This window comes from Larkinella arboricola, assembly GCF_003259745.1.
Lineage (GTDB): Bacteria > Bacteroidota > Bacteroidia > Cytophagales > Spirosomataceae > Larkinella > Larkinella arboricola.
This window is the reverse complement of record NZ_QLMC01000001.1, coordinates 1,684,540-1,696,969: the sequence shown is the minus strand read 5'-3', so window position 1 is coordinate 1,696,969 and position 12,430 is coordinate 1,684,540. Positions and strand designations below refer to the sequence as shown.

Genomic DNA, 12,430 nt, shown 5'->3' with positions numbered 1-12,430 from the left:
CAAAAAAGCCGTCTCTTCGAGACGGCTTTTTTGTTTTAATACGGCTTAAACCCGTAGGGACCTTACAGGCCAAAAGCTTCCTTAACCTTGTCAACGTAGTCAAGCTTTTCCCAGGTAAACAGTTCGACTTCCACCTCTTTGGTGGTGCCGTTTGTGCCAAATACTTTCTTCACGACCTGATTCTGACGGCCCATATGACCGTAAGCGGCCGTTTCCGAATAAATTGGGTTGCGGAGTTTCAGACGCTGCTCAATGGCGTACGGACGCATATCAAACAGTTCTTCGATCTTGGTTGCAATTTCGCCGTCAGTCATATCGACTTTGGCCGAGTTGTAGGTATCGACGTACAAACCGCACGGTTTAGCTACCCCAATGGCGTAGGAGACCTGAACGAGCACCTGATCGCACAAACCAGCCGCAACCAGGTTTTTGGCGATGTGCCGCGTAGCATAAGCCGCCGAACGGTCCACCTTTGAAGGATCTTTGCCGGAGAATGCGCCCCCGCCATGTGCTCCTTTGCCACCGTACGTATCAACGATGATTTTACGGCCCGTCAGACCGGTATCGCCGTGTGGCCCGCCGATCACAAACTTGCCCGTCGGGTTGATGTAATAGGTAATGTTATCAGTAAACAGGGTCTGCAACTCCGGTTTCAACTGAGCCTTCACCCGCGGAATCACCACATTAATGATGTCTTCCCGAATACGTTCCAGCATGACCGCATCCGTTCCAAAATCGTCGTGCTGGGTCGAAACGACAATCGTATCAATCCGGATAGGCTTATGATCGTCGCTGTACTCAATCGTCACCTGTGACTTGGCATCCGGCCGCAGGTAGGTTAAAATATCCTTTTCGTGATTCCGGATGTACGACAGTTCCTGCAAAATCTTGTGGGCCAGATCGAGCGGCAACGGCATGTAGTTATCCGTTTCGTTGGTGGCATACCCAAACATCATTCCCTGATCGCCCGCACCCTGATCTTCCGGATTCGAGCGCTCAACACCCTGATTAATGTCAGCCGACTGGTCGTGAATCGCCGACAATATACCGCAGGAGTTGGCTTCGAACATGTATTCACTCTTGGTGTACCCGATCCGCTTGATTACCTCCCGGGCAATTTTCTGCACATCGAGGTACGTATTCGTTTTTACTTCTCCCGCCAATACCACCTGCCCGGTTGTAACCAGGGTCTCACAGGCAACTTTACTGGAGGGATCGTACGCTAGAAAGTGATCGATCAATGCATCGGAAATCTGATCCGCAACTTTATCGGGATGTCCTTCAGAAACTGACTCTGAGGTGAATAGATAGGGCATTGTACGTTAGATTTAAAGCTAAAACCAGCCACAAAGCTACTGGAATTTTACAAGAGGTCAAATGTTAAATTTAGGTTCAATCCAAAGCGCCGTCAGACAGCCAAGCACCAGCAACAACCACACCCAGCCGGGGATTTCAACGGCCATCCAGCGCTGTCTGGCCGGTTTTGTGCCCGTGTCATCGGTTGAACGGGTCTGAACGTAGGCGCTTGTCAGGTGACTCCCGAAGCCTATTTTATTATCCGGCTGATCCACATAGACTTCCATCGAGTCCTGAACCGACTGCCAGCCCGACCCGCCAAACCGATACGCAGCCTCCGCCGACCAGCCATTGACGGGCGAATAATCCAGCCGGACGGTATCGCTTCCTATTCGAACGGAAGACGGTTTAATGGCCCAGTTATTCAGGCGAATGACAGACCGGATTCCGCTAAAAACCGGAGCATCAACCTGCACATTGTTTTTTAAAACCGGTTGCAGTTCGTTCAGAATTCCCGTCCAGATGCGGTCGTACGTCAGACTGTCACCACTCAATTTCAGAGGAAACGTTTCGTTTAGCAGACTGAACCCGATTTTGGCGGTGGTTTTCTGAACAGCAACTGGGTAACCCGTTATCGGAAACTGGTTTATTGCCTCCCGGAATTGATACGGTAATGCCTGAATACCGTTACCGAGCGTAACCGTGACTTCGTTTGAAATTTTCTTCACCTGCCAGGTTGTTCCCAACGCCCGATTGATGGTTTTGCAATCCGTTTCCGGGTCCGTTCCGTTCATGAATAACACGGGTTTTCCCTGCGCCACGGCCTTTTTAACAACCGGGTTGATGGCGTTGGCCGGATCGGTTATAATCACATCCGGGGTAGCAACGCGGTTGATCGACACCCGGTTGGTAATGTCTTTTGATATGGTCGAGGTGAGCTGGACAGAGTAACCTTTCTTGCCCAGCCAGTCCGCCAGTGTCTTGCTTTCAAAATCAGGGCTATCCAGAATAAACTGATAGGCAACGGGGGCGGGTTTTCGGGCAAAAAAATGAAGTGTAGCTATGGTTTTCTGATTCAACACCAATTCAACGGCGGTGCGTCCCTGCGAAAAAACCGGAAACCGAAGTTTGAACGCCGTATGGCCCGGCTTCAACGGCAAACTGTCCAGCGTCTGGTCACCAAACCGTAGTGTAAGCGCCTGTTTCCAGGATGATTGAATCGTGCCGCTGACGGTCTGTAGCTCACCTTTTCGAAGTACGGCTTTCCACCGAATCAGGTGTACCTGATCGGGCTGATGATACGGAATCCAGTGAACGGTTTGACGGCTTACCTGTCCTAAGACGTCCGGCAAAAAGTCAGATCCCACCAGAATAACCGAATCAATTCTACCTTCCAACAGCCTGGTTTTAAAGGATTTTTTAAAATTGGCGGCTCGAACGGTTTCCTGAAGATGAAGGCTATCCATCAGATGCGTTATATACCCGGCAGGCACCTTGTTATCCGCAATCAATACCGGTTTTGCATCGACCGGAATGCGCCATTCGATTTGAAGAAAGTAAGCCAGCAGGACACCCGAAAACAGGACATGCAAGGCGGCTCGAATCCATTTTCTTCGTAACGAAAGTGCGTCATTTCTAACGATCAGCGTGATGGGCAGAAACAGCATGACCGTTAACACGCTTGCTATAATCCAGTTGAGGGGATCTAACGGGTTAAATCGGATAATAAAACGGTCAAACTCTATCATTTTAAATGCTGCCAAAAGGATTGCTCCAGTTTACGTTCGCTGGCGTACGATCCAGCCCGCACAGGCTGTCGTTTATCAGCGTTCCCGCCAGCCAGCGCATAAAGCTTGGTCTTCAAACGCTGTTCTTCCTGCTTCGTCAGTGGTTTCCCCGCTCCCAGTTTCTGCAAGGCCGTAATAATCGACCAATTCGATAAACGGCTGTTGATAATATCGTTTGTCAGGGCAGCGCCCAGCCGTTGTATAGTCGCTTTCTGAGACGAACTTAAACGCTCCAGTTCCAGAAAACCCAGTACTTCGCTTACCAGTCGTTCCACCCGCTCCTGGTCATACATACGCTCCTGCTTAAAGTCGGTATTCACTTTTGTTAATTCGCCCGTTAAGCGGATTTCTTTTTCTTTAATGGGCGGTGGATCATAGCCGCTTTTTCTGACAAAAGCTCGGGCTTTCTGCTGCGCGGCTTTCAGATAAACCAGGGCTTTGTTTTCAAATGGCAAGGCCTTTTCGGGTTCGTATAAGCGTAAATGAAGCTCCGATTGCCACATTTGTTCTAGGGCCATTTTCAATAAACTGCGGGTCGATTGCTCGTAAAAGGTGTTGGCTTCACCGTCGTCGTGGGAATGGATATACTGCTCCATTAAAGCTGCCAGCGGGTCTTTATTTTCGCTCTCTGACGGGTTAGCTCCGTGATCATGTCCATGCTGATCGGGGGCGGGCAACTCCTTTTTCTGAGACTCCTCCGCTTTCTCAATCATCTTAAAAGCAAACGATTTCGGCGCGTCTTTTTCGCCCTCCGTATCGTGTTTATGAATGAAGCCTTCCAGCACATTTCCTTCGGGCAATAATTCGTGTCCACCAATCGAATTTTCGAACTCTTCGCCCAGGTATTGACCATACCGTAAACGCAGCACTTTTTGATCAAACCCGATTTCGTTAGAGGAACTTTTAAACTCTTTAGCTGCCAGTTTTTTCCGTCGGGCAATGAGCTTTTCAGTATCAATAATAATCTGCCGCTGGCTGCGGAAATATTCCGGCATCATGTTGACCGCCATCGTTGCCAGTTCGGCTTCTTCTACCCTGGCCGTATCTCTATAAACGACAAAATACGTGTCCGACTTGGCAAAATTGGCTTCTGGCTGCTTGTTATCAACGGCTGCCCAGTAGTAATACAACTCATCGCCGGGCGCAAAACCGAGTGCTTTCAAATCAATGATTTGACGTAACTGCCCTTCTTTAAAATTGGTCTGTGGCAATGGAAATTTCACTTCCCTGAACTTTACATTCTCACCCGAACCGCGCGCTAAAGTGGCTACAATAAAAGCCTGACGAACCTTAAAATCATCCGAAACCCGGGCCGAAATGCGCAGGTTCTTGTCGTCTTTCAGAACGTGAAAACGATATAACTCTTTGGAATCCGGCTGGATTTTCGGTGCCAGATCGGGTTGGGCTTCGAGTCGGTAAAAATCAGATTGATACACCACGGAATCCTTACCCAACGGCGTTTTCCAGGACGCTTTCAGCGCATAAATTCCGGAGCTAACCAGTTGATCACGGTATTCAAAGGTATCATTCACTTTTTGAAAGGCCCGTTCTTCACCCCGGCTATTCACCAGGCGCACGGAAAGACGGTCTTGCTGACTGAACTTCACCTGCCATTTCAACCGCGAACCGCTGATGGCAACGGCGTTTAAATCATTCGATGTTTGCACCGGCAATTCCGTATAACCAGGCGGTGTAATTTGCAAGGAAGCCGATTGAAAGAAAGGTACAATCTGACGATCCACGTTAGCGACAACAGGCAGCCTAAGCAACTCTTTCTGAATCGTTTGACTGGATTTAAGCAATGGATAACCATAATAAACCACCAGTAATACGGCAACCAGCAAACCGTATAAACCCGTTTTTGAAAAGACAACCGCAGCCACTTGCTTCGCCGGAATATGAACTGATTGAACACGCTCATTCAACCTGGCTACCTGAAGTTGTTCCGCTATATTTAGTTCCGGTTTATCCAGCAACGACAGGCTGTATTCAGCGTCGCCAACGGTTTGATGCAGATGGGCAATAGCCTGTGTTTTTTTATCCTGAAAAAGTCGGGTTAACCACGCCCCGGCCAGGAAGCCAAGGACGCCTGAAATAGCGCCTACTCCCTGTGAAAACCCCACCGCCCGGGCTGCTAAATAGGCGGCAACACCAATCAGCAGACTGTTGATGAAAGCATTGGCAATCAACTGATAAATAAGGACCGATACCGTGCGTTTCAGTTCGTTCATGCGTTTTTCCTCAAAGCGATCCAGCGTTCCACTCCCGCCAGCATAATCAATAGTAAAAACAACGCATTGCGAATCCCTTCCGGTTGGTTAGCATCGGGATCCGCCGTTGTGATAAATAACCTGTCGATCTGTTTCTGACTCAACGGAAACAGGTTAGCATCCAGTTTAAAGTGTCGAATAAAAAGTTCACCCAGCCATTCGGGTAACTGGCCGGATTTCACAATTTCGGCAGCTTGTGGAATAAGCGGCTCATCGGTATAAATCACATTGGAAACCGTTGGTAATTTCAGCTTGCCCGAAACTACATATAGCGTCTGAGAAAGTATCTTTTCAGGTTCCCGATCGGTCAGAATCCAATCATAGTTATTGTCCGAATCCGGCTTTTTATCAATCCGAAAAACCAGTGAATAGACTTCCGACAAAGCGTTAAGAGCAGCCAATACCGTCTGTTGTTCTAGTGCATTCCGAAAATCAAGGAGAACTTTTATAGGCCCCTGATGCACAGGAGCCGATTGAAACGGAACGGTTTTGTCTAATGCTAAGCTAGTGGTCAGTTGATTGAACGGATTTACAAAAACTTTTTTACCCGCCGGCAACTCCAGATAATTCCGAACAAACTCGCTTTTAGAATTGGCCGCCAGGTGTAACTTGTAAGTAGCCGGAACCCGAATAAACGGAGCATACGCCAATCGCTGATCATTCAGTAAATAAAGGTTTAATTCCGTATGATCTTTGCTTAACGCATTAATTGACGACTGCAATGTCGTTGAAATAACCGTTCGTCCATCAGGCCGCTCCTCCAGGCTTTTTACGGGTTCTGGCGATGCATTTATCCAGTAAATCGGTTCACCTTTTTTCATTGCATCTTCCAGTTCAAACCGGAAGTTATCAAGCAGAAATTTGTCGGGCTGCACCAGGTGTATTTTCTGAACCGCAGGTGAATTCACCAGCCAATTGATGACCGGCTGACTTAATAAAAAAGCCAGTACAATAACAAGAAGACACCGCAGAATCAGGAGCAGTAAATTATCCAGTTTAATGCCCCGTTGTTGCTGCTGGTCCTTTTCCTGGAGCCAGCGCGTAGCCGCCCACGCCAGGGTTTGCCCCTTTTTCTGATGCCAGAAATGGATAATCACCGGAATGACAACGGCCCCGGCTCCCCACATCATCCATGGTTGTAATAACTCCATTAAACTCTCCTTCTTGACAGAAAATCTTTCAACGCTCCGGCAATGGATTCGCTCAGCTTTATGCGAATCAAATGAACGTGCGGAAGCCGTAGTTCTTCCTCCAACTTTTCTAAATACGTCAAAACCGATTGTCGAAAACGCTCCTGAACAGTTTCGGCCTGCACCTCCACTTCCCGGCCCGTTTCAAGGTCCTTAAACCGGTAAAAACCGCTCAATTTAAAATCCGTTTCCTGATCGCCCAGCAGTTGAAAAATCACAACCTCCCGACGCAGACTTGCCACGGTTTTAATCAATTCCAGCCACTCGTTATTTACCTGAAGCAGATCAGAAACCAGCACAAGAAGCTCCTTTTGTTTTTGCTGAAACTCCGGAAAACGCGCCTGATTGGGCAGCCATTGTCCGGCGGCTTCGGCTTTTTGCAGGGAAAATAAAATGCGTTGAAAAGCCTGCTTCCCCGCCGGAACCAGCGTTTGCAAAGTGCCGTTTTGCAGGGCGTATAAACTCATCTGATCGTTCTGACGGTAGCCCAGATAAGCCAGCGACGCCAGCAGAATTTTAGCATAATTGAGTCGGCTCACCCCATTTTCACTGTAATTCATGGACCCCGACAAATCCAGCAAAAACCGGATTTGCAGGTTACTTTCCGTGGCCGATTCGCGCACCAGGTGTTTATCGGTCCGGGCAAACAGTTTCCAGTCAATGCGTTTCGGGTCGTCGCCGGGCTGGTAATGGCGGTATTGCTCAAACTCCGTCCCCGAACCGGAGCGTTTGCTGGCGTGAATACCAAGCAGCAACTCATCACTAACCAGTTTCCCGGCCAGTTGCAGGTTGTTGAGCTTGATCAGGTCCGTGGTCAGTTGCATGGTTTGAAAGGGTTATTTCGCGGAGTTAAGCAGAGTTTAAAAGAGTTTAGCGGAGCCTCTGCGTAACTCCAACGTCCTCTGCTTGACTCTGCGAAACAACTCTACTTTACTAATTCTTTTATCACCTGATCCGTGGTCACATTTTCGGCTTCGGCGCGGAAATTCAGGGCAATCCGGTGGCGCAAAATCGGATAAGCCAGCGTCTGGATATCCTCCGGAATCACCGAAAACCGTTCGTGCAACACCGCCCGCGCTTTCGAACACAGCACCAGTGCCTGCCCGGCCCGTGGCCCCGCGCCCCAGTCGCACCACTGTTTGACGAAGGCCGACGAACTGCTTTCGGGGCGCGTCGCCCGCACGAGCTTGTTGATGTAGCCAATCAGGTCGTCGCTGATGTGGACCTGCCGCGTCAGGTTCTGCAAATCCATAATTTCCTGATCGGTCAATACGGTTTGCAGCGTCGGGCGCGCAGTTCCGGTGGTGCTTTTCAGGACGTTCAGTTCTTCCTGTTCGGACGGGTAACTCAGTTTAATGTAGAGCAAAAACCGGTCAAGCTGGGCTTCGGGCAGCGGATAGGTTCCGGCCTGTTCAATGGGGTTTTGGGTGGCAATGATCAGAAAGGGTCGGGGCAGTTCGTAGTCGGTACCGGCGTAGGTGACCTTGTATTCCTGCATGGCTTCCAGCAAAGCCGCCTGGGTTTTGGGGGGTGTCCGGTTGATTTCATCGGCCAGCACCACGTTGGCAAAGATAGGCCCGCGGTTGAATTTAAAGAATTTCCTGCCGGTTTCGTGGTCTTCTTCCAGAATTTCCGTGCCAACAATATCGCCCGGCATGAGGTCCGGCGTAAACTGGATGCGCTTGAAATTCATCTCCAGCGCATCCGCCATCGTCTTCACCATCAGCGTCTTCGCCAGCCCCGGCACTCCTTCCAGCAGACAGTGGCCGCCCGCCAGCAGGGCAATCAGGATTTCATCAATAGCCTCCTGCTGACCGACAATCACTTTCCCGATCTCTTTTTTTAGGTGCGGAAGCTTGGCAACGAGTGTTTTATAATGCGTCAGTTCCTTGGTTTCCAATAGCTATGCGGTTAATGCGTAGGTAACAATATTGACCCCAAATTTGGTGTTATCTTCGGCCAGAAAGCGTTTGTTGCGAAAGTCATAATCCCATTCACAACCGTAATCCTTGTTGCTGTAGAGAACGCCGATGCGTCCGTTGATTGAGATGGCTTTGAGGTAATCGTGCACCAAGTCGTCGCCCCAGCCGTTCAGTTCAAACGTCGTGGTGGGCGGCCCTTCGTTAAATTGAAAAAAACTTCGGTAAATCGGGTGCGTATTTGGAATTTTCTGCAACGCCTTCGCCCCGAACGTGCGGGCCATTTCCTGCTCAAACGATTTGGCAAACAGGCCGTCGATGTCGTGGTTGCAATCGTCAACGAACACAAAACCGCCGTTTTGCACATACCGCCTGAAATGCTCCCGTTCCTGCGCCGAGAATTCGACCAGCTTATGCCCACTCAGGTAACAGAACGGGCTTTTAAAGATTTCGTTGCTGGTCAGTTGTACAATCCGTTCTTTCTCATCAACCGGTATGGTGGTGTACTGAACCAGAGAATGCAGCAGGTTGGAGGGCATTCGCTGGTCGGTATCCCAATCGCCGGAGGTATACTGGATGCGCGTGAAAAAGAACGGCTTCAAAATGAGTTGATGAAGTTAATAAGTTGTTACACAGAGCTAATCAGAGAATATCAGAGTAACCAGAGAAAGCCCCGATAACCTCTGATGTTCTCTGATTAACCCTGTGTAATAGCAAATTTAAACCGCGTCTGAAAGACTACTAAACGTAAATTCCCGGATTTTCATTGGCGGAATCAGGTAATTGGAATCCGATTCGGTGCTGACCACGCGCTCCGGTTTGCCCAGCGCTTCGAGGTTGTTGAGCATGATGACCGGGCTTTCGTTGAACCGGAAGTTCTTGACCGGGTGCTTGATTTTACCGTTTTCGATGTAAAACGTCCCGTCGCGGGTCAGGCCCGTCAGCAGCAGCGTTTGCGGATCAACGGAACGGATGTACCAGAGTTTGGTCACCAGAATACCCCGTTGTGTATTTTTGATCATATCGGCCAGCGAGGCTGTTCCGCCTGCCATAATGACGTTGTTGGGATACGGCACGGCTTTGACGCCCTTTTTCTGCGCCCAATACCGTGAATACGCCATATTTTTCACCACGCCTTTTTCAATCCAGTTAACTTTTTCCTGCGCCCGACCGTCGCCCGACCAGGGGGAAGCCGGTAATTCGGGGTGCGTCGGGTCGGAATAAATCGTGACGCGCTCGTCCACAATCTTTTCACCCAGTTTGGTTTTGCCACCGGGTTTGCTCAGGAACGAACGGCCTTCGTCGGCGCTGCGGGCGTCCAGGTTGAAAAAGAGATTTTCGAGCAAAACGGCGGCTGCCGTCGGCTCCAGAATAACGGTATATTTTCCCGGCTCCAGCGCCTTCGCCCCCACCGAACCGAGGCATTTCTGAACAGCGATTTTGCTGGCCGCTGCGGTATCCAGTTTCGCAAAATCACTGTAGCCACGCGTCACGTAGCCCGACCCCGTCCCGTCTTCGGTACGGACCGTCAGCGAAAAATTCACGTTCGTACTCGGGTAATACGCAAACAAGCCTTTGGAGTTCATCATGGCCGAATAGCCCCGATAATCGTCCAGAAAACCGGCGGCTGCCAGCTTCTGGTTGCCCGATGTCTCCAGACTTTTGGCCACGGCTTCGGCCCGGATGGCGGGTGTAATCTTGGCCGTTGACTCAAAATAACCGTTTGTTTTCAGGTATTGCTGCGGCCCCAGCACACCCATGTGCTCCGGATTTTCGGGCGCTAACTGGGCCAGTTCTTCGGCCCGGCGCACCACTTTTTCCAGTGAGGCATCGTCAAACTCGTCTATGGTGGCAACGCCCACTTTCTTGCCAAACGACGACTGAACCTGCAAATTCTGGTTAATCGTTGCGCCACTCGTCGAGACTTCGTTCCGGGCGTAACGGATGTTACCCCGCTCCTCGCCCGACAGATTGACCTCGCACTCGTCGGCTTTCGAATAACTTAGTACCTTCTGAAGCAAAGCCTTCGCTTCGGCTTCGGTTAATATAACTGCCATTTGGATTCGCTTTAAATCTTACGTGCGGTGTTGATGACGTTAACCCCATTGAAACGCGTAGTCGAACTACCGTGGGATACAGCGCTGACCTGCATCGGCTGGCCTTTGCCGTCGAAGAACGAACCACCCAGCCGGTAATCCTTCTCGTCGCAAATCTGAACGCACGAATTCCAGAACTCCTGCGTATTGGACTGATAAGCAACGTCTTTCAGCATACCCGCAATCTTACCATCCTTGATTTCGTAGAACAACTGTCCGCCGAACTGGAAGTTGTAGCGCTGCTGATCGATTGAGAACGAGCCGTCGCCGATGATGTAAATGCCTTTCTTGACATCCTTGATCATGTTTTCCACCGACAGCGGTGTTTTGCCCGGCGCCAGCGAGACGTTGGCCATCCGCTGAAACTGCACCGAACCCCAACTATCGGCGTAGCAGCAACCCTGCGATTCGTTTTCGCCGATAATGTGCGCCTGATCACGAATGGCCTGATAGTTCACCAGCGTACCGTCTTTGACCAGATCCCACTGCTTGGTTTTCACGCCTTCATCATCCCAACCTACAGCGCCCAGCGAACCTTCCTGCGTTTTATCCGCAAAAAGATTAACTTCCTTGCTGCCATAATTGAAGTTTTTCGATTTCCACTTATCCAGCGTGGCAAAAGACGTTCCGGCAAAGTTGGCTTCGTAGCCCAATACCCGGTCCAGTTCCAGCGGGTGCCCGACGGATTCGTGAATCGTCAGCCAGAGGTGCGACGGGTCCAGAATGAGGTCGTATTTCCCGGCTTCTACGGACTTGGCGGTGAGCTTTTCTTTGGCTTGTCGGGCCGCTGCTGTCACGTCTTCCAGCATGTCGTACCCCTTGTTGTAACGGGTAGTAATGCCGGTTATTTTATCATTTGGGTTGACTTGCAGGTAGTCGTAGCCCATGCCCATCGGCGCACTCAGTTCGCCCCGGGTTTCAAACTTACCGCTTTTCGGATCAATGGCCGTGACGGTAAAGGTGGGCCAGATGCGGTGAACATCCTGATCGATGTAGGAGCCATCCGTCGAAGCAAAATACTTCTGTTCGTTAACCATGAACAGGACCGAATTAACGTAGTTAGCCCCGTTTTTCATGGCCGCGTCGTTGACCGACAACAGCAAATCCACCTTTTCCTTAATGGGCACTTCAAAGGCGTTTTTTTTGATCGGCGCTTTCCAGCTTACCTCCCCAAATCCCTTTTGCGGAGCCAGTTGCACCGGTTGTTTCATCAGTCGGGCGTTGGCTTTGGCAATGGCCACGGCTTCTTCGGCGGCTTTAGCGGTTTGGGCTTCGCTTTTGGCATCCACCACGGAGGCAAACCCCCAGCATCCATCCACAATAACCCGCACACCCACCCCGTAGGATTCGGTATTGACAATGTTCTGCACCTTGTCTTCACGCGTAACCACGAACTGCCGCAAATACCGGCCAATCCGGACATCGGTATAACTCGCCCCTTTGGCCTTAGCGGCATTCAGGGCCGCATCGGCCAGGCGTTTTTTAACGGCCACATCCACACCGGGCTCCAGCAAAGCCTCCGGTGCTACTGAGCGACCAAAAACCGTATTGTTGGGAAACAGGAAAGCCCCTGCGCCCAGGCCGGTCCATTGAAGAAAATCTCGACGGTTCAAGTTTGTTTGTTAATAAAGTTACCAGTTAAAAGTAAACGAAATGCAGGACTGCTGACGTATGGCGGCTGAAAATCACCGTTAAATAAAAAATATTCTGGTTTTTATCCGAGTAATCGGCGTCGCCACCGACAACGTTCCGTTTGTAGCTAAGATGCAAGATAACGGTCTGGAAATCGTCCCCCAAATTGTGGGATATTAAAAAACGAGCCATCCGCCAACCGGCGAACGGCTCGTTCTGAAAAGGCCGAAGATTGATTCT

At 50.3% G+C, this 12,430-nt stretch carries 9 protein-coding genes; all 9 read right to left on the bottom strand.

The window, feature by feature from the left end; translation table 11 throughout:
- Positions 1-62 precede the first annotated feature (62 nt).
- Positions 63-1,316, bottom strand: coding sequence for a methionine adenosyltransferase (gene metK / locus LX87_RS06655; RefSeq protein ID WP_111627341.1), 1,254 nt, complete (start codon positions 1,314-1,316; stop codon positions 63-65).
- Between the two features lie 57 nt (positions 1,317-1,373).
- The gene (locus LX87_RS06650) at positions 1,374-2,963 is read right to left on the bottom strand and encodes a type 1 periplasmic-binding domain-containing protein (RefSeq protein ID WP_146624436.1); all 1,590 of its coding nucleotides are present in this window, start codon (positions 2,961-2,963) and stop codon (positions 1,374-1,376) included.
- 77 nt (positions 2,964-3,040) lie between these two features.
- The gene (locus LX87_RS06645) at positions 3,041-5,314 is read right to left on the bottom strand and encodes a hypothetical protein (RefSeq protein WP_111627339.1); all 2,274 of its coding nucleotides are present in this window, start codon (positions 5,312-5,314) and stop codon (positions 3,041-3,043) included.
- Positions 5,311-6,504, bottom strand: coding sequence for a BatA domain-containing protein (locus LX87_RS06640; protein ID WP_111627338.1), 1,194 nt, complete (start codon positions 6,502-6,504; stop codon positions 5,311-5,313). Before LX87_RS06640 ends, LX87_RS06645 begins: the two co-directional genes overlap by 4 nt.
- Positions 6,504-7,367 (bottom strand): DUF58 domain-containing protein, encoded by an 864-nt coding sequence (locus LX87_RS06635; RefSeq protein ID WP_111627337.1) that lies wholly within the window; start codon positions 7,365-7,367, stop codon positions 6,504-6,506. Before LX87_RS06635 ends, LX87_RS06640 begins: the two co-directional genes overlap by 1 nt.
- 101 nt (positions 7,368-7,468) lie before the next feature.
- Positions 7,469-8,443: an AAA family ATPase gene (locus LX87_RS06630; RefSeq protein ID WP_111627336.1), complete on the bottom strand. Its 975-nt coding sequence runs from the start codon at positions 8,441-8,443 to the stop codon at positions 7,469-7,471.
- A 3-nt stretch (positions 8,444-8,446) separates the two neighbouring features.
- A complete protein-coding gene (locus tag LX87_RS06625) occupies positions 8,447-9,064 on the bottom strand; it encodes a DUF4159 domain-containing protein (RefSeq protein ID WP_111627335.1) in 618 nt (205 codons plus the stop codon).
- Positions 9,065-9,181: 117 nt separating this feature from the next.
- Positions 9,182-10,519: a TldD/PmbA family protein gene (locus LX87_RS06620; RefSeq protein ID WP_111627334.1), complete on the bottom strand. Its 1,338-nt coding sequence runs from the start codon at positions 10,517-10,519 to the stop codon at positions 9,182-9,184.
- An 11-nt stretch (positions 10,520-10,530) separates the two neighbouring features.
- Positions 10,531-12,171 (bottom strand): TldD/PmbA family protein, encoded by a 1,641-nt coding sequence (locus LX87_RS06615; RefSeq protein WP_111627333.1) that lies wholly within the window; start codon positions 12,169-12,171, stop codon positions 10,531-10,533.
- Positions 12,172-12,430: the final 259 nt, after the last annotated feature.

What these genes read in the sequence shown, in the direction of transcription:
- metK (WP_111627341.1), bottom strand. Translation starts at nt 1,316, where the DNA reads ATGCCCTATCTATTCACCTCAGAGTCAGTTTCTGAAGGACATCCCGAT.
- LX87_RS06650 (WP_146624436.1), bottom strand. Translation starts at nt 2,963, where the DNA reads ATGCTGTTTCTGCCCATCACGCTGATCGTTAGAAATGACGCACTTTCG.
- LX87_RS06645 (WP_111627339.1), bottom strand. Translation starts at nt 5,314, where the DNA reads ATGAACGAACTGAAACGCACGGTATCGGTCCTTATTTATCAGTTGATT.
- LX87_RS06640 (WP_111627338.1), bottom strand. Translation starts at nt 6,504, where the DNA reads ATGGAGTTATTACAACCATGGATGATGTGGGGAGCCGGGGCCGTTGTC.
- LX87_RS06635 (WP_111627337.1), bottom strand. Translation starts at nt 7,367, where the DNA reads ATGCAACTGACCACGGACCTGATCAAGCTCAACAACCTGCAACTGGCC.
- LX87_RS06620 (WP_111627334.1), bottom strand. Translation starts at nt 10,519, where the DNA reads ATGGCAGTTATATTAACCGAAGCCGAAGCGAAGGCTTTGCTTCAGAAG.